General features: G+C 69.6%; 22 protein-coding genes. 11 read left to right on the top strand and 11 right to left on the bottom strand.

From position 1 onward, the window contains the following. Positions 1-18: 18 nt before the first annotated feature. Positions 19-879, bottom strand: coding sequence for an SDR family oxidoreductase (locus A5771_RS12020; RefSeq protein ID WP_082947201.1), 861 nt, complete (start codon positions 877-879; stop codon positions 19-21). A gap of 272 nt (positions 880-1,151) precedes the next feature. Here A5771_RS12020 and A5771_RS12015 point away from each other — a divergent pair, with 272 nt between their 5' ends. From A5771_RS12015 to A5771_RS12005, 3 genes are all read left to right on the top strand, one after another. Beyond that, a complete protein-coding gene (locus A5771_RS12015; RefSeq protein WP_082947202.1) occupies positions 1,152-1,787 on the top strand; it encodes a TetR/AcrR family transcriptional regulator in 636 nt (211 codons plus the stop codon). A gap of 84 nt (positions 1,788-1,871) precedes the next feature. After that, entirely contained in the window at positions 1,872-2,045 is a 174-nt protein-coding gene (locus tag A5771_RS12010; protein ID WP_064855439.1) for a CsbD family protein, read from the top strand. A gap of 392 nt (positions 2,046-2,437) precedes the next feature. Beyond that, positions 2,438-2,809 carry an anti-sigma factor antagonist gene (locus A5771_RS12005; protein WP_234783032.1) on the top strand — a complete coding sequence of 124 codons (372 nt, stop codon included), beginning with the start codon at positions 2,438-2,440 and terminating at the stop codon, positions 2,807-2,809. 9 nt (positions 2,810-2,818) lie between these two features. Here A5771_RS12005 and A5771_RS12000 read toward each other — a convergent pair whose 3' ends face one another. Then, a complete protein-coding gene (locus A5771_RS12000; protein WP_064855437.1) occupies positions 2,819-3,328 on the bottom strand; it encodes an aminoacyl-tRNA deacylase in 510 nt (169 codons plus the stop codon). A gap of 192 nt (positions 3,329-3,520) precedes the next feature. On the opposite strand from A5771_RS12000, the gene A5771_RS11995 reads away from it, so the two are divergent. Next, positions 3,521-4,183: a sigma-70 family RNA polymerase sigma factor gene (locus A5771_RS11995; protein ID WP_207545436.1), complete on the top strand. Its 663-nt coding sequence runs from the start codon at positions 3,521-3,523 to the stop codon at positions 4,181-4,183. After that, positions 4,180-4,476 (top strand): mycothiol system anti-sigma-R factor, encoded by a 297-nt coding sequence (gene rsrA, locus A5771_RS11990; protein ID WP_064855435.1) that lies wholly within the window; start codon positions 4,180-4,182, stop codon positions 4,474-4,476. Before A5771_RS11995 ends, rsrA begins: the two co-directional genes overlap by 4 nt. Before the next feature lie 36 nt (positions 4,477-4,512). On the opposite strand, the gene A5771_RS24650 is transcribed toward rsrA, so the two are convergent. Together A5771_RS24650 and A5771_RS11985 are read right to left on the bottom strand one after the other, a co-directional pair. Beyond that, positions 4,513-4,587 carry a 50S ribosomal protein bL37 gene (locus A5771_RS24650; RefSeq protein ID WP_089025046.1) on the bottom strand — a complete coding sequence of 25 codons (75 nt, stop codon included), beginning with the start codon at positions 4,585-4,587 and terminating at the stop codon, positions 4,513-4,515. A 102-nt stretch (positions 4,588-4,689) separates the two neighbouring features. Next, complete coding sequence (locus A5771_RS11985) at positions 4,690-5,136, bottom strand: hypothetical protein (RefSeq protein WP_131808912.1); 447 nt, start codon at positions 5,134-5,136, stop codon at positions 4,690-4,692. Positions 5,137-5,436: 300 nt separating this feature from the next. Here A5771_RS11985 and A5771_RS11980 point away from each other — a divergent pair, with 300 nt between their 5' ends. After that, the gene (locus tag A5771_RS11980; protein WP_064855466.1) at positions 5,437-5,652 is read left to right on the top strand and encodes a biotin/lipoyl-binding carrier protein; all 216 of its coding nucleotides are present in this window, start codon (positions 5,437-5,439) and stop codon (positions 5,650-5,652) included. Positions 5,653-5,680: 28 nt separating this feature from the next. Continuing rightward, positions 5,681-7,168 carry a sensor histidine kinase gene (locus A5771_RS11975; protein WP_064855433.1) on the top strand — a complete coding sequence of 496 codons (1,488 nt, stop codon included), beginning with the start codon at positions 5,681-5,683 and terminating at the stop codon, positions 7,166-7,168. A 76-nt stretch (positions 7,169-7,244) separates the two neighbouring features. Here the strand turns inward: A5771_RS11975 and A5771_RS11970 are convergent, their stop codons facing one another. Together A5771_RS11970 and A5771_RS11965 are read right to left on the bottom strand one after the other, a co-directional pair. Beyond that, entirely contained in the window at positions 7,245-7,499 is a 255-nt protein-coding gene (locus tag A5771_RS11970) for a WhiB family transcriptional regulator (protein ID WP_019737187.1), read from the bottom strand. 243 nt (positions 7,500-7,742) lie between these two features. After that, a complete protein-coding gene (locus A5771_RS11965) occupies positions 7,743-8,720 on the bottom strand; it encodes a diacylglycerol/lipid kinase family protein (protein WP_064855432.1) in 978 nt (325 codons plus the stop codon). 55 nt (positions 8,721-8,775) lie between these two features. On the opposite strand from A5771_RS11965, the gene A5771_RS11960 reads away from it, so the two are divergent. Next, a complete protein-coding gene (locus A5771_RS11960; RefSeq protein WP_064855431.1) occupies positions 8,776-9,186 on the top strand; it encodes a hypothetical protein in 411 nt (136 codons plus the stop codon). On the opposite strand, the gene A5771_RS11955 is transcribed toward A5771_RS11960, so the two are convergent. Together A5771_RS11955 and A5771_RS11950 are read right to left on the bottom strand one after the other, a co-directional pair. Further along, positions 9,128-10,243, bottom strand: a complete 1,116-nt coding sequence (locus A5771_RS11955; protein ID WP_109401113.1) for an isochorismate synthase — start codon at positions 10,241-10,243, stop codon at positions 9,128-9,130. The two genes, A5771_RS11960 and A5771_RS11955, sit on opposite strands and share 59 nt — an antisense overlap. 5 nt (positions 10,244-10,248) lie before the next feature. Continuing rightward, a complete protein-coding gene (locus tag A5771_RS11950) occupies positions 10,249-10,845 on the bottom strand; it encodes an acid phosphatase (protein ID WP_064855429.1) in 597 nt (198 codons plus the stop codon). Positions 10,846-10,945: 100 nt separating this feature from the next. On the opposite strand from A5771_RS11950, the gene A5771_RS11945 reads away from it, so the two are divergent. Beyond that, a complete protein-coding gene (locus tag A5771_RS11945) occupies positions 10,946-11,746 on the top strand; it encodes a ParA family protein (RefSeq protein ID WP_082947199.1) in 801 nt (266 codons plus the stop codon). 94 nt (positions 11,747-11,840) lie between these two features. Here the strand turns inward: A5771_RS11945 and A5771_RS11940 are convergent, their stop codons facing one another. Together A5771_RS11940 and A5771_RS11935 are read right to left on the bottom strand one after the other, a co-directional pair. After that, entirely contained in the window at positions 11,841-13,076 is a 1,236-nt protein-coding gene (locus tag A5771_RS11940) for an Rv3212 family protein (protein WP_064855428.1), read from the bottom strand. 14 nt (positions 13,077-13,090) lie between these two features. Continuing rightward, positions 13,091-14,608, bottom strand: coding sequence for a DEAD/DEAH box helicase (locus tag A5771_RS11935; RefSeq protein ID WP_064855427.1), 1,518 nt, complete (start codon positions 14,606-14,608; stop codon positions 13,091-13,093). 243 nt (positions 14,609-14,851) lie between these two features. On the opposite strand from A5771_RS11935, the gene A5771_RS11930 reads away from it, so the two are divergent. Further along, a complete protein-coding gene (locus A5771_RS11930) occupies positions 14,852-15,547 on the top strand; it encodes a ferritin-like fold-containing protein (protein ID WP_064855464.1) in 696 nt (231 codons plus the stop codon). A 111-nt stretch (positions 15,548-15,658) separates the two neighbouring features. After that, on the top strand, positions 15,659-15,925 hold the full coding sequence (locus A5771_RS11925) for a DUF3107 domain-containing protein (protein ID WP_064855463.1): 267 nt from the start codon (positions 15,659-15,661) through the stop codon (positions 15,923-15,925). 51 nt (positions 15,926-15,976) lie between these two features. On the opposite strand, the gene A5771_RS11920 is transcribed toward A5771_RS11925, so the two are convergent. After that, positions 15,977-16,660 (bottom strand): TetR/AcrR family transcriptional regulator, encoded by a 684-nt coding sequence (locus A5771_RS11920; RefSeq protein ID WP_064855426.1) that lies wholly within the window; start codon positions 16,658-16,660, stop codon positions 15,977-15,979. Positions 16,661-16,804: the final 144 nt, after the last annotated feature.

The raw sequence follows: 16,804 nt of genomic DNA, 5'->3' as shown, positions 1-16,804 counted from the left end.
TCTGCGCCACGGTGGCACTCACGGTTGCACGTAGCCCGGCGGGTTGACGGTGTCCACCCACAGGTCCACACCCAGGTCGCTGCCGGGCACGCAGTCATAGACCGACAGATCGTTGACACCGGCCTCGAGCAGGACGTCCTCGCAGAGCAGCGATTTGCCGGTGTAGGTGTCGGCCGGCCGGGTGATGATCGCGTAGGCGGCGTCGGCGTAGACCTCGGGTTTGCGGGCCCGGGCCATCGCCTCGTCGCCGCCGAGCAGATTCTGCACCGCGGCGGTGGCGATCAGGGTGCGCGGCCACAGCGTGTTGGACGCGATCCCGTGCGAACGCAGCTCTTCGGCGATCCCCAGTGCGCACAGCGTCATCCCGAACTTGGCCATCATGTAGGCGGTCGGCTTGAGCCACTTGGATTCCAGCCGGATCGGCGGCGACAGGGTGAGGATGTGCGGGTTGTCCCGGCCGATCATGTGCGGGATGCAGGCCTGCGACACCGCGTAGGTGCCGCGCACCTCGATCTCGTTCATCAGGTCGAAGCGTTTCAGCGGCACCTCGAGGATCGAGCCGAGGTTGATCGCCGAGGCGTTGTTGACGCAGATGTCGATCCCGCCGAATCGCTCCACCGCAGCCGCGACGGCATTGCGCACCGAGTCCCCGTCGCGGATGTCGCCGACGATCGGCAGCGCCTGCCCGCCGGCGTCCTCGATCTCGGCGGCCGCGGTGTACACAGTGCCGGACAGCTTCGGGTGCGGTTCGGCGGTCTTGGCGATCAGCGCGACGTTGGCGCCATCGGCGGCGGCCCGCTTGGCGATCGCCAGGCCGATCCCGCGGCTGGCACCCGAGATGAACATGGTCTTACCGGAGAGTGGTCCTGAGGTGGGCATGGAGTCACCCTATGCCGTGGTCACCGGCGCGGTGAGCGTCCCGGCCAGAACCGGTGCTGCGCGGCCGGCTTACGACGTAAACTGGGCACCGATCGCAACGCTTGGGCAGACGTGATGACTCGACTGATCATCCGGCGGGGCAGTGAAAAAGGGGTGTTCCGGTGGATGGCAACGATCTCGATGCCCACCGGTCGCCGCATCAACCTGCGGACTTCGACACCGGCGAACCTCTGCGCTCGTCGTCGCAGTTGAGCCGCGACGCGATTCTGGAGATGGCGATCGAGTTCATCGACCGCCACGGCCTGTCGAAGCTGACCATGCGGGCACTGGGCGCGGCCTGCGGCGTCGAGGCGATGGCGCTCTACCGCTACGTGCACGGCCGCGGTGACCTGCTGACCGGTGTCGTCGACCACATCATCGACCGGCTTTATGCCGACCAACTCGCCGCGCGGCGACAAGAAGACGGCTGGCAGGACTACCTGATGCGCCTCGCACACGGGGTACGCCAGATCGCCCTCGACCATCCGGAGGTCTTCCCGCTGGTCGCCACCCAGGCCCCCGAGGCGCCGTGGGTTCGGCCGCCGCTGCGCAGCCTGCGCTGGATGGACAGCTTCCTGGACACGCTGATCTCCTACGGGTTCGACGACAGCGCCGCGGTGGAGTCCTACCGCTCCTACACCACCTTCCTGATCGGGCACCTGCTGTTGGAGGTGTCCGCGCGCGGCGCGCAGCTCCACCCGGACGAGACCCTGCTCGACGACAGCTGCCGGCCCGCGCGTGACCTGTCGAGTTATCGGCAGTTGCAGCGGCTGCAGCCGATGTTGTCCCAGGACCACAGCAGCGCCGAATTCGAAGAGGCGCTGGAAGCCATGCTGGACCGGCTCGAGCTGCTGCTCGCCCGACGCTGAGGTCCGCCGCCCCCGACCAGGGTTTACGCCGTAAACCGGGTGGGTATTTGCCTGTCACACGCACACCTGAGGGAGGAGCTTCGCATGGGACTGGCGGACAAGGCGAGAAACGCGGCGCAGAACGCCGCGGGCAAGGTCAAAGAGGCTGCCGGGAAGGCCACCGGCAACGACCGCCTCAAGAACGAGGGCAAAGCCGACCAGGGCAAGTCCAGCCTGAAGAAGGCCGGCGAGAACATCAAAGACGCCTTCCGGGACTGAACAACGACCGCGAACGCCCGCCCCGCCCGAGTTCGGGCGGGGCGCGTTTCGTTCCGGGCGGCGCGCCGCCCGGCGACAGAGTTCGCCGGGCACCGACGGGAGCGGCGGATGGCGGTGCGGAGATTCGTCCGGCCGTCGCCGGCTGCCAGTCCTCGCTGTCGGGCCGGCGGGCCTGGTCGGTGGCGCTGGCGACCCTCGCGCTGCTCGCCATTGCCGTCGGGTTTACAACGTAAACGATTCGGCGTAGCTTCATCCGCATGCTCTTCGGTTTACGCCGTAAACTCGGTCGCTGCGCGGCATGGCGCGGGTCCGGGGGAGCGTCGGACCCAGCGGGTGTCGCTGAACTGTCGGCCCAGGATGGTCCCGTCCGGCTCAGCGAGGTGCTCGTCTCGGTGGCGGCTCCTCCGGCGGACGAGGTGCGCGTCGTGCTGGAACGCAGCGGCTCGGCGCTGGTGGTCTCGGCCGGCGGCAGTGTCGACGCGTCGAACGTCGCCGTCTGGCGGCGCCTGGTCGGCGAGGCCGCTGCGGTCACCGCGGTCCCGGGTCCGCTGATCGTCGACGCCAGCGGGCTGGAGTTCATGGCGGTGTGCGCGTTCGGCGTGTTGATCGAGGAATCGGCCACGTGCCGGCGCCGGGGCATCGAGCTCTGCCTGGTGAGCGGCCAGCCCATCGTCGGCCGGATGGTGAAAGCGATAGGCCTCGACGGTGAGTTGTCGTTCTGCACGACCATCGACGACGCGCTGGGGGACACACCGCGCGTCTGAGCACGGCTCTCACCGGGCGCTGATATCCGCGACGACCGCAACGGTCAGCCGGATCAGATCCGCCGGCGCCACCGCCACGTCCCAGCCGCGTCGGCCCGCGCTGCACAGCACCCGGCCGAAGTCCGCTGCCGAGGCGTCGACGACCGTCGGCAGGGCTCTGCGCTGGCCGAACGGCGAGATCCCGCCCAGCACGTAGCCGGTCGCTCGTTGCGCCACCGCCGGATCGGCCAGCGCCGCTTTGGGCGCGCCGAGCGCGGAAGCGACGGACTTCAACGACAGCTTCGCCGGTACCGGCAGCACCGCGACCGCCAAGGCGGGCGGCGTCGCCCCGGAGAGCTCGACGATCAACGTTTTGAAGACCTGCTCGGGCCGCACACCGGCCGGCCCCGCGGTGGCGAGCTGCTCGACGGCCTCGGCTCCGAAAGACCGCTGGTCCGGGTCGTGGTGGTAGTGCAGCACCTCGTGGCGCACCTGAGCGGCGATCAGGGCCGCGATGGCCCGGGTTGCCGCGCGACTCACCGAGCCAGGATACGGCCGGAAATAGCATCGTGGCCGACGCTGTTGAGCAAGGGGTGTGCGGTCACTACGCGCAGTTGTCGGTCACGGTCCTAGGATCGGGAAGGAGTCCGGGTGTCAACGGCGATCGGTCTGTTGGAAATCGAGCCATCGTGGGTTGTGGGCACCGCGACAGAAGGGACTGCAGCGATCAAGATGGCTGACGCCGAAAGTGGGACCGATACCGCGGCTTCGACGGAGTCGAGGGCCCCGGTGCGCTCCGACGAGACCGACGAGCAACTGACGGCGCGCTTCGAGCGCGACGCGATCCCGATGCTCGATCAGCTCTACGGCGGCGCGCTGCGGATGACGCGCAATCCCGCTGACGCCGAGGACCTGCTGCAAGAGACCATGGTCAAGGCCTACGCCGGCTTCCGGTCCTTTCGGGAGGGCACCAATCTCAAGGCGTGGCTGTATCGCATCCTGACCAACAGCTACATCAACAGCTACCGCAAGAAGCAGCGCAAGCCCGCCGAATATCCAACCGATGAGATCACCGACTGGCAGCTGGCCGCCACCGCCGAGCACTCGTCGACCGGCCTGCGCTCGGCGGAGGTCGAGGCGTTGGAGTTGCTGCCGGACACCGAGATCAAAGAGGCGCTGCAACAGCTTCCCGAAGAGTTCCGGATGGCGGTGTACTACGCCGACGTCGAAGGGTTCCCGTACAAGGAGATCGCCGAGATCATGGATACGCCGATCGGCACGGTGATGTCGCGTCTGCACCGCGGCAGGCGCCAGTTGCGCAGTCTGTTGGCCGATGTCGCCAAGGACCGCGGGTTCATCCGTGACGGCCAGGCATCGGAGGAGGTGTCGTCGTGACCGAGCACACCAGTGACTGCGCCACCCCGGGCCCCGACGGCCCGGCCGCCGACTGCTCCGAGGTCATCGCCGAGGTATGGACCCTGCTGGACGGCGAATGCACCGCCGAGACCAGGGCCAAGCTGCGCCGGCACCTCGAGGAATGCCCCGGCTGCCTGCGGCACTACGGCGTCGAAGAACGGATCAAGGCGTTGATCGCTCGCAAATGCAGTGGCGACAAGGCACCGCGCCAGCTCTACGAGCGGGTCCGGATGGAGATCAGCCGCACCACGATCATCCACCGCGAAGGCTAGGGCGGCCCGGAACGGCCGGACGGCTAGGGACAGCGTTTAAGCGTTGGGGCGCTTGCCGTGGTTGGCTTTGCTGTACTTGCGATCGCGCTTCTTGCGGCCACGCTTTGCCATGGTGATCCTCCTAGCATCTTCCGGCTGGACAGTCTCTCATACCTCGGGGTGTGACGCCGGTGGCGGGGCCTGGGAGTCGACCGGCCCCGCCGCCGCGGTCACTCAGTGGAAGCTGCGCGCCCCGGCCAGCGTCTGCGGCACGATTGCGGCCGGCCCGGCGGCGGGCGCGCCAAAGGCCGGCGGAGTCCCCGGCGGCGGAGTCCCCACCCCCGGAGCTCCCGGCACGCCAGCGGCCGGCGGGGTCAGCGAACTGACGTCGCTGGGCATGATCGAGCCCACCCCGGGCACCACGCGGTTGAGCATGCCGTTGAGCGCCTGCAGGAAGGAGTTGGCGGCATTCACGCCCGCCGACGAGGTTCCAACGGCCGGCCCGGGCACGCCGGGCAGCGCCGGGGCGCCGATCGGGGCCGGGATCGGCAGCGGGTCGTCGACCAGCGTCGGGGCGGCTTTGGCGGACGCCACCCCGAATCCGAGGCTGGCCAGCGTCATGGCGCCGGCGCAGACCAGCGGCAACCGGACTCGTGGGTTCGCAAAACGGTTTTCAGACAACGCGCACTCCTCAGTTCGACTTCGATTCGTCCCCGCGTCACGGCGAATACGTCACGCGTTCGAAACACTGGAGTAACGGTGCTATGCAATTGTCACAGCAGAAACACGACACGGTCACGGAAGGAACTCTCTAGAACCGCTTAATTGTCTTGGAGTTCACTTAGTCGGCGAACCGAGCGGATGCCGGCCAGGGCGCCAAGCGTGCGCCCCGCTCAACCCCCGAGCGGGGTTGTGGTTCCATAAGACGAAGAAATTCGGGTGATCGCCGGAACCGTCGACTGGATGATGAACGAGGTGAAGATGGCCGAGGACGTTCGCGCGGAGATCGTGGCCAGCGTGCTCGAAGTCGTGGTCCACGAGGGCGAACAGATCAACGAGGGCGACACCGTGGTCTTGCTGGAGTCGATGAAGATGGAGATTCCGGTGCTGGCCGAGTCCGCCGGCACGGTCAGCAAGGTGGCCGTGAAGGTCGGAGACGTCATCCAGGCCGGCGACCTCATCGCCGTGATCAGCTGACCGCAGCATTCGCCACGTGACATGACCCATGTCCACCCTCGGTGACCTGCTTGCCGAACACACCGTTTTGCCCGGCAACGCGGTGGACCACTTGCACGCCGTGGTCGGGGAGTGGCAACTGCTGGCTGACCTGTCATTCGCCGACTACCTCATGTGGGTGCGCCGCGACTCCGGCGCCGGCGGCGCGCTGGTCTGCGTCGCGCAGTGCCGACCCAACACCGCGGCCACGGTGCTGCTCACCGACGCCGTCGGAACCGTCGCCGACGCGGCGTCGATGCCGCTGGTGTCCGGGGCGTTCGAATCGGGCGTGATCGGGCGGGAAGGTCTTGCCGGGCAACGTCATACGGAGGCCGTGCCGGTCCGGCACGGCGGCCGGGTGGTGGCTGTACTGACCCACCAGACCGCATTGACCGGCGGGCGCGAATCCAGCCGGCTGGAGGCGGCCTACCTGGACTGCGCGGCGGACCTGGTGCACATGCTCTCCGAGGGCACCTTCCCCAACATCGGTGACATCGCGGTGTCGCGTTCGAGTCCGCGGGTCGGCGACGGCTTCATCCGCCTGGGCGTCGACGGCACGGTCAGCTACGCCAGTCCGAACGCGCTGTCGGCCTACCACCGGATGGGCCTGGCCGCCGAACTCGCCGGCCACGATCTGGTGGCCGTCACCCGGCCGCTGATCTCCGACCCGTTCGAGGCGCACGAGTTGGCCGAGCACGTCCGCGATTCGCTGACCGGCGGATCGAGCATGCGATTCGAGGTCGACGCGGCCGGCGCGGTGGTGCTGCTGCGCACCCTGCCGCTGATCGTGCACGGCGAGCCGGCCGGGGCCGCGGTGCTGGTCCGCGACGTCACCGAGGTGAAGCGCCGCGACCGCGCGCTGCTGTCCAAGGACGCGACGATCCGCGAGATCCATCACCGGGTGAAGAACAACCTGCAGACCGTGGCGGCGCTGCTGCGCCTGCAGGCCCGCCGCACCGCCAACACCGAAGGGCGCGAGGCGCTACTGGAATCGGTGCGGCGGGTGTCGTCGATTGCCCAAGTGCACGAAGCGCTGTCGATGTCGGTCGACGAGGTGGTGAACCTGGACAAGGTGATCGACCGGATCCTGCCGATGATGAACGACGTCGCCAGCGTGGACACGCCGATCCGGGTGGCGCGCACCGGAACGCTCGGCACACTCGACGCCGACCGGGCGACCGCCCTGGTCATGGTGATCACCGAACTGGTGCAGAACGCGATCGAGCACGCCTTCTCCGCGGATGCGGATCGGCGCGGGGTGATGATCCGGTCCGAACGGTCGGCGCGCTGGCTCGACGTGGTGGTGCACGACGACGGCCACGGCCTGCCCGCCGGATTCCGGCTGGAGACCTCGGACCGGCTCGGCCTGCAGATCGTCAACACCCTGGTCTCGGCGGAACTGAGCGGTTCGCTGACCGCGCGCGACGCCCCGGGCGGCGGCACCGAGATGGTGCTGCGGATTCCGGTCGGAAGCCGGCGGACCCGTCAGGCACTGTAAGGGCCCCTAGAAAAGGGCGCACAGAACGACGCGGTCCCGACCAGGTCGGAGCCGCGTCGACAGTCCTCTGCTGGGGTCAGACCCCGCTGCGTGCCCGGGTCCGGGCGTTGCGGCGCTTGAGGGCGCGCCGCTCGTCCTCGCTCATGCCGCCCCACACACCGGCGTCCTGGCCGGTCTCCAGCGCCCAGGTAAGGCACTCGGTGACCACCGGGCACCGGGCGCAGACCTGCTTAGCGGAAGCGATCTGAGCAAGTGCAGGCCCGCTGTTTCCCACCGGGAAGAACAGCTCTGGGTCCTCGTCGCGACAGACCGCCTTGTGGCGCCAATCCATAAGTCTCCAACTCCTCACTCTGAGCGCAGCAGGGCGCGCACGTTGATTTTCGGCTGTTATAAGCGGCGGCAAGAAATGAATACGGCTTGCATCCGATTTCTCGATCGTTTCACAGCTTGGACAGATGTCAAGAGTGTCCGTTATCACGTGGCCAACGTCACGCTTGCGCGGGGTTGCTCCCAAACCGGCGCACGGGGTGTACTACAGTGGTTTCAACTGTGTGCTCATTGGCCGCATTAGGCGCTATCTCCGCAGTTCAGCGGGGCTTTTCGGCGCAGGAGCGACGACGCTGAGGGCGTCGGGCACCGCGCGGAACGTCATCGCACTGCGCAGTCCGAGATACTCACCGTCGATCTGGGTGGCGATCGGTGTGTCGCCGGCGTCGACGCGCAGAACGGTCACATCGTCGTCCCGGATGAGCTGCTTGGCGCTCAGCTTCGGCCGCTTGGACAGCATCTGCCGGACCAGCCGCAAGGTGGGCAGCACCTTCATGCTGGTGGTTGCGAACACCCCCAGCCCGGCCTCGAACGTGGTATTGGGGTTGGTCCACACGCAGCGTTCATCGGCATAGGTCCAGGGACTGCAGTTCGAGATGAACACGAAGTGCACGCCGGCGACCGGCTCGTCGTCGCCCAGCTGCAGCGTCAACGTCGGCGCGCGACGCGTGGTGGCCAGCACGGCGGGAACCGCCGCCCGAACGTAGCGCAGCGCGGTGACGGCGTGGCCCTTCTCGCGCTCGGCCTCCACCGCGGCCACCACCTCCCCGTCGACGCCCATTCCCGCGTTGAGCACCGACCACCGCTCACCGCAGTCGATCAGCCCGATCCGGCGCCACCGGGGCTGGCCGCCACGGCCGTCGATCAATTCGATCACCTGGTTGGTGGCGACGGTCGGGTCGGCGGCAATCCCCAGCGAGCGGGCGAAGACGTTCGCCGAACCGCCCGGCACCACCGCCACCGCGGGCAGGTGCTTCGGCGGCGCCGAACCGGGCGGTCCGAGCAGGCCGTTGACCACGCCGTGCACCGTCCCGTCGCCGCCGTGCGCGATGACCAGATCGACCCCGTCGCGGGCCGCGGCCTGGCTGATCTCGATGGCGTGGCCCCGGTAGTCGGTGTGCACCACGCTCAGGTCGAGGCGGCTCTTGAGCGCGTAGGCCAGCAGGTCACGTCCGGCGGCGGTGGTCGAGGTGGCATTGGGGTTGACGATCAGCACGGCGCGCACGGGATACCAGTCTATGGGCATCGAAGCGATGGCACCCGGTGGTTAGGCTGTCGGCGTGAACGCCGTCGCCGATCTCCCGCGCGCTGTGCGCGGTGCGGGCCTGATCGTCGCCGTCCAGGGGGTGGCCGGGCTGGCGGTCGCCGCGACGCTGGTGGTGCGCGCCGTGGCCGGAGCGGATCAGCGGGTGGTCAACGGCTACGGCACCGCGGCGTGGTTCGCGCTGGTCGGGGCCGCGGTGCTGGCCGCCGGCTGGGGGTTGCTGCGGGGCCGGCGGCTCGGCCGCGGCATCGCGGTGTTCGTCAACATGACGCTGCTGCCGGTGGCCTGGTACCTGGGAGTCGGCTCGCACCGCTGGGGCTACGGCGTGCTGGTCGGCGCGGCCGCGGTGGCGGTGCTGGCGGCGCTGTTCAGTCCCGCGGCGCTGCGCTGGGCGGCGAAACGCCAAGCGCCGTCAGGATCGTGCTGAACTTCGTCACGGTTTCGGCCAGCTCCTCGTCGGGGTCGGACTCGGCGACGATCCCGCCACCGGCGTGGGCCAGCGCGGATCGCCGGTCGGCGGACAATTGCGCGCAGCGGATCGACACCACCCAGGCGCCGTCGCCGCCGGCGTCGCACCACCCGACCGCGCCGGCGTAGAAACCGCGGTCGCCCTCCAGTTGGCCGATGAGGTCGAGCGCATCCGCCGTCGGGAATCCGCCGACCGCCGCCGTCGGGTGCAGCACCAGCGCCAAATCCAGTGCAGTGGTGGCGGATTCGCGGAGCCGGCCGGTGATCGGGGTGCTCAGGTGCCAGACCGCGGCGGTGCCGGTCAGGCGCGGCGCCGGCGCGATGTCGAGCTCGGTGCACAGCGGCGCAAGCGCGGTGCGCAACTGGTCGACGACCAGTTGGTGCTCGTGGCGGTTCTTACCGGATTCGGCCAGCGCGGCGCCGTTGGCGGCGTCGACGGCCGGGTCGGGGGAGCGCGGCGCCGAGCCGGCGAACGGCCGGCAGGTGACCCGGTCGCCGTCGCGGGCGACCAGCAATTCGGGGCTGGCGCCCACCAGGGCCGCCCCGGCGTAGGCGTCCCCGGCGGCACTCAAATCGACCAGATAGCCGTAGCCGCTCGGATCGGCGGTGACCAGCCGGCGCAAGACGGTGCCGGCGTCCAGCGGCGCGTCGGCGGCCAGGCGCAACCCGCGGGCCAGCACCACTTTGCGCAGGGTGCCCGGGGCCGCGGTCAGTTCGTGCAGGGCCCGGCGGATCCGGGCGCGGTGCTCGCTGGGCTCCGGCAGCTGTGCGGCGATGCGCACGGCGGGCAGCGCCGACTCGGGCGGCAACGACAGCGCGTCGTCGCGGCGGACTTGTTTCGGTGCGAACAAGGCGCAGGCGTCTCCGGGCCGGAAAGGCAACGCGCCCACCACGATTGGCGTTTCACCGGACGTCAGCGCGGCCTGCGCGGCACTGACATCACCGAAGCCGGTCGCCGCCCCCTCGGCCACCAGCGTTCCGGTCGGTCCGGACAGCACGAACGACGGTGTCGTCAAAACCCTCAGGCTCCCGGCCCGGTCAGCCCGAGCGCGGTGAGCTGGCGCCCGCCGTGCTCGAATCCGCAGACCGCCATCGACGCCGCGGTCATCCCGAAACGCGCACCGTCGGCCAACGGCAGCTCGAGCCAGCGGGTGATCACCGCCCGGGAGAAGTGACCGTGGCCGACGAAGACCACGTCGCGCGCGGCCAGCTGCCGCAGCGCCGACGCGAACACCCGGTCGGCGCGATCGCTGACCTGTGCCACCGTTTCACCGCCCGCGCTGCCGTGGGTCCAGATCAGCCAGTCGGATTCGGATTCCCTGATCTGCTCGGTCGTCAGCCCCTCGTAGCGGCCGTAGTCCCATTCGGCGAGGTCGTCGGAGATTTCATCGACGTGCAGGCCGGCGAGCTCGGCGGTGACCTGGGCGCGCCGGCGTGGGCTGGAGATCACCAGCGGGTTGTCCAGCCGGAGCTTGGCCAGCGTCGAGCGGAGGGCCACCGCCTGGCGCCGGCCGGTGTCGGTCAGCTCCAAATCGGTGCGCCCGGTGTGCCGCCCGCTCTCCGACCACTCGGTCGCACCGTGGCGCACAAGCAGCAACCGGTGTTCCTCGATGCTCACGTCCGTCGATTCTGCCCGACGGCGGACACCGAGCCGCGTTTGGTGCTGCGGGGGCCGCAAGCCGTGCCAGTATGGCGGTGGTGCAAAGGGAGGAAGCAACGTGAGCCGACTGCGGATACTGGCGGTTGCCAACCAGAAAGGGGGCGTGGCCAAGACCACGACGGTGGCGTCGCTGGGGGCGGCGATGGCCGAACTGGGTCAGCAGGTGCTGCTGGTCGACCTCGACCCGCAGGGCTGCCTGACCTTCTCACTGGGGCACGACCCCGACAAGCTGCCGGTGTCCATACACGAGGTGCTGCTCGGCGAGGTCGAACCCAACGCCGCACTGGTGCCGACCGAAGAAGGCATGACGCTGCTGCCGGCCAACATCGACCTGGCCGGCGCCGAGGCCATGCTGTTGATGCGCGCCGGCCGCGAGTACGCCTTAGCGCGGGCGCTGGCCAAGCTCGACGACGAGTTCGACGTGGCCATCATCGACTGCCCGCCGTCGCTGGGGGTGCTCACCCTCAACGGGCTCACCGCCGCCGGCGAGGTGATCGTGCCGTTGCAGTGCGAGACACTGGCCCACCGCGGCGTCGGCCAGTTCCTGCGCACGGTGGCCGACGTCCAGCAGATAACCAACCCGAAACTGCGCCTGCTCGGCGCGTTGCCGACGCTGTACGACTCGCGCACCACCCACAGCCGTGACGTGTTGCTCGACATCGCCGACCGGTACGGTCTGGCGGTGCTGGGCCCGCCGATCCCGCGCACCGTGCGGTTCGCCGAGGCCAGTGCATCGGGCGCGTCGGTGATCGCGGCCCGCAAAAACAAAGGCGCCCAGGCGTATCGGGAGCTGGCCGAAGCGCTGCTCACCTACTGGAAGCGGGGCAAGACGCTGCCCACCTTCAGCCCCGAGATCTAGGCGTTTTTTATCCGCGAGCGTGCGTGTACCCGGCCGCCAGGCCGAGCGAATTCCCGGGTCTGCGCACGCTCGTGCCCAGGGAAGGTCGCCGGTATCAGCCCAGCGCGACCACGGTGTCGCCGCGCTGCTCGAGCACCGTCGGGCCCGACACCGCCGGAAACACCGCCGCCACACCGGGCGGGCGGCTGACCGGGATGACGCGTTCGAATGCGCCGGTGTACTGGTCGAACACGCCCACCCCGCCGGTCACCGGAATCAGCAGCCGATCGGCCATCAGTGCCGCCGGTCCCAGCGGAACCCTGGCCCCGGCGGCCGGGACGGTGTAGCGGTAGGTCAGGGTTCCGGCGTCGAATACCATCACGGCATCGCCGGTCCACCAGCACACCAACCCGGTGGGCCGGGACACCTGCAGGGCGGCGCTGTCGGCGGTGGGTCTGCCCGGCAGCAGCGTCTTGGCGATCGTGGTGCCGGTCTGGTCGACCACCTCCACCCGCGGCTGCGGTGTAGGCAGGTAGACCGCGGTATTGGTGCCGGAATCGGAGTCGGTCACCGCCAGCACCCGGGCGCCGGAGTCGGCGGCCACCCCGGGCTCGGGCACATGCTGGCGTTCCGGCTCGTCTTCGTCCTTGCCGGGGCGCAGCAGGGTCAGTTGCAGATCATCTTGTCCCGGGCAGGCCTCGAGCACCGAGACCGCCGCCGACGCCGCGGCGGCCGACACCAGGGTGCAGCCTTGGCCGCGGCCGCGAGCCGACGGTTTCACCCGGGCGTCGATCTCGCCGTAGGACAGCGTCCGGACCATGTCCGAGCGCCACAGCTCCAGGCGGGTACTTCCGGCCGAGAGCACAGCACTGCCCTCGGAGGTGACGGTCACACTCTTATCGGCATAACTGGTTCGGGCCGGTCCGCGCTGGCCGCTCGCCGCGACGATCGTGCTGACCTGGCCGCAGCCGCGGGAGTCGGGGTACACCGCGACGGCATAGCGGTAGATCCAGGACACCGCGCACAGATCGACGCCGCGGGCATAGCTCCAGCGTTCCTCGCCGGTGCTCGGGTCACGTCCGGTCAGCTGCGGCCCGTCGCCGGTGATCACCGTGCCGGAAACCATTACCGGCGCCCGGGTGACCGGGCTGGGTGCCGTCCACCGCTGGGTCAGGGCCGCCGGCACCATAGCGGCCGACGGAGGGTTGCTCGACGAGTCCGTCGCGGGCCGGCTGACCGTGGCGCGGGCGTCACTGGTCCACCACACGATCACCCCGGCGACGACGACAACGACCGCGATCAGCGCTGCGGCCACCAGATCGCCGGCGGTGCGGCGCTCCGGTCGCACCATCTGGGCGGCCCGGCTCAGTTGCCGTTCGCGGCGGCCGCCGCCTTGCTCGGCCGCCGGCGACGACGGCGCCGGGGCGCGCTGTCGTCAGAAGATCCGGCGGTCCGGGCCTCGCCGGCATCGCCGGGCCGGGCGGCCTGCGGCGCGGCGTCGGCCGAGCCGCCCTGGCCGCCGCGGGTACGCCGCCGCGACCGGGTGGTGTTACGCGGCGCCCGCTGCCGGTCGGCGGACGTCTCGCGGCGCTCGCCGTCTGTGCCCTCGGCCCGCTTGGCCGACGACCGGGCCGGTCTGCCGATGGTGCCGCTGGCTTCGGCGGGGATGTTCAGCTCGGTGAACAGGTGCGGAGAGCTGGAATAGGTCTCGGCCGGATCCGGGCAGGACAGGTTCAGCGCGTTGTCGATCAGCGTCCAGCGGGGCAGCTCGTCCCAGTCGACCAGGGTCACCGCGACACCGGTCTTCCCGGCCCGCCCGGTGCGGCCGATGCGGTGCACATAGGTCTTCTCATCGTCGGGGCACTGGTAGTTGATGACGTGCGTGACGTCGTCGATGTCGATGCCTCGGGCGGCCACGTCGGTGGCGACCAGCACATCGATGTCGCCGGTGCGGAACGATTTGAGGGCTTTCTCGCGGGCCACCTGGTTGAGGTCGCCGTGCACCGCGCCCACCTTGAACCCGCGTTCGCCCAAGTCGTCGGCCACCTTCTGCGCGGTGCGCTTGGTGCGGGTGAAGACCATCGTGGCGCCGCGGCCGCGGGCCTGCAGGATCCGGGCGACCAGTTCGGCCTTGTCCAGCGCATGGGCCCGGTAGACGAACTGCTCGGTGGCGTCGTGCACCGCCGAGGAGTGCGGCGCCTCGGCGCGGATGTGGGTGGGCTGGTTCATGAAGCTGCGGGCCAGCGTGATGATCGGGCCGGGCATGGTCGCCGAGAACAGCATCGACTGCCGGTCGTCGGGGATACGGGCCAGGATGCGCCCGATGTCGGGCAGAAAGCCCAGGTCCAGCATTTCGTCGGCCTCGTCGAGCACCAGCACCGTGAGCCCGCCGAGCTGCAGGTGGCCCTGCTGGGCCAGGTCGAGCAGCCGGCCCGGGGTGCCGACCACCACGTCGGCGCCGGCCTTCAGCGCCTCGATCTGCGGCTCGTAGGGCCGGCCGCCGTAGATGGCCTGCACCGACAGCGGCCGGTCCCCGGCGGTGAGATATTTGGCCGCGTCGGCCAGGTCGCCGGAGACCTGGATGCACAGCTCACGGGTGGGCACCACGACCAACGCCCGCGGAATGCCGGTCAGCGGCCGGTCGGTGCTGGTGCTGACCCGCTGCAGCAGCGGGATGCCGAAGCCGAAGGTCTTGCCCATGCCGGTGCGGGCCTGGCCGATCAGGTCATCGCCGGCTAAAGCCAGCGGCAACGTCAGCTCCTGGATCGCGAAGGCGTGTTCGATGCCGTCCTCGGCCAGGGCGCGGACGATCTCGTCGCGGACGCCCAATTCGGCGAAGCTGGGGGGAGAGGTGGGACGGGTGGTGGAGATAAGCGGGGTCATGCGCTGGCAGATGCCTTTCGAAGTCGGCGCGGTAGATAGGTCGATCGCGGTGTGGTCGGGGCGCACACGCTGTGACGGTCGATACCTGACTTGCCGATTCGGGGGCCCTGCACTCGCCGAGGAGGCGGGCCAACCGCGTGTACGCACATTGCGCGGCAGCGCCGATTCGGCACTGCCTTCTCCCTATGCTACCTGTTCGGCCCGGGCATCGGTGCATTCCGGCGGAACGCCTACAGTGTGGTGATGAATTCGGTTCCCTCGACCGACCCGCTGACCCAGGCTTCGCCGCCGCGACTGTCCGCCGATCATCCCGGCATCATCGAGCTTTTCGCCCTGCTCGCCTACGGCGAGGTGGCGGCGTTCTATCGGCTCACCGACGAGGCCCGCATGGCACCGGATCTGCGCGGGCGGATCTCCATGGCGGCCATGGCCGCCGCCGAGATGGGTCACTTCGAGGTGTTGCGCCAAGCCCTGGACAGTCGCGGGGTCGACGTGGTGGCGGCGATGTCGAAATACGCCACGGCCCTTGACAATTACCACCGGCTCACGATGCCCAGTACCTGGCTGGAAGCACTGGTCAAGACCTACGTCGGCGACGCGATGGCCGCGGACTTCTACCTGGCGATCGCCGACGGCCTGCCCGACGAGGCGGCCGACGTGGTGCGGTCGGTGCTCGCCGAGACCAAGCATTCACAGTTCGTCGTCGACGAGGTGCGCAGCGTCGTCACCTCCAGTGCCAAACAACGCAGCCGGCTGGCGTTGTGGTCGCGCCGCTTGCTCGGTGAGGCGATCACCCAGGCGCAGTACGTGCTGGCCGACCGCGACGAACTCGTCGACCTGGTGATCTCCGGCACGGCCGGACTGGGCCATCTGGCCGGGTTCTTCGAACGGGCCCAGCACACCCACGACGAGCGCATGCGCGAGCTGGGATTGGCCTAACGGGCGATCGCGCGTCCGGTATCGCCGACGGCGAACAGCCGGTGGCTCTCAACTCCGGCACCGTCCACTAGCCTGCTTAACAACGCCCACCGCGACATGAAAGGGGCCGGCGTGGAGGTCAAGATCGGGGTCACCGACAGTTCGCGCGAACTGGTCATCAATAGTGCGCAGACGCCAGATGAGGTCGAGGAACTGGTCGCGACCGCGCTTGAGCCGGGGGCCGGCAACGGGGGACTGCTGTCGCTGACCGACCAGAAGGGTCGTCGGTTCCTGGTGCAGACCGCCAAGATCGCCTACGTGGAGATCGGCATCGCCGACAGCCGGCGGGTCGGGTTCGGGATCGGTTCCGACGCCGCGAGCGGGGCCAGTTCCGCTTAGCGGTGGTCGCAAGCGCGGCGAAGCCGGGCGCAGCGGGCCATCGCCATTGACCTAGCGGGTGAGGGGCACGTGTGACAGCCCGCCCCAGGCGAACGCCACCGTTCCGTCCACGGCGTCGTCCTTGGAGATCGGGCGGTCACTGTCCAGCCAGTAGCGGGCACAGTCCACGCTGATCGCGACCAGCCCCACCGCCACCGCCCGGGCCCGGTGCGGGTCCAGGCCGGAGTCGCGGCTGACCAGGTCGAAGATCGCATCGATGCAGGATTCGGTGGCGACCCGCACCTGGACCGCCACCTGCGGCTCGGCGACGTTGTCGTTCTCGAAGATCAGCCGATAACCCTGACCGTCGTGTTCGATGAAGTCGAAGAACGCCTGCACCGCCGCGCGCAGCCGTTGGCGGTTGTCGGTGGTGGTCCGCAACGCCTGCCGCACACCGGAGACCAAGTTCTCCACGTGCCGGGCCAGCACCGCCAGGTACAGCTCCAGTTTCGACGCAAAGTGCTGGTAGAGAATCGGTTTGCTGACACCGGCGCGCTCGGCGATCTCGTCCATACCGGCCGCGTGGTAGCCGCGGTCGACGAACACCTCACTGGCTGCGATCAGCAGCTGGCCGCGCCGCTCATCGCGGGGAAGTCGGCTGCCTCGACGGCCGGCCGCCGGCGCCTTGGCGCTGGCCGGGGCGCGGCCGGCCGCCTTGGCGCCGCCCCGCTCGGCCGTGTCGATCGGTTTGCTCATCGACTCCTCAATCCGGGTTTCGGCGGCCGACGAAGGAGGTATCCGGCGGCCGGTGCGTGAGAGCGAGACTACGCGCTGCACCCTTCACTTCCGCCAGCGACATCCACCAATGCGGTGCGGACCGGTTCGGGACGCCCCACGCCG

This window comes from Mycolicibacter sinensis, assembly GCF_001667375.1.
Taxonomy (GTDB): Bacteria; Actinomycetota; Actinomycetes; order Mycobacteriales; family Mycobacteriaceae; genus Mycobacterium; species Mycobacterium sinense_A.
The sequence above is the reverse complement of the archived record's forward strand: the minus strand, read 5'-3'. Positions and strand labels throughout refer to the sequence as shown.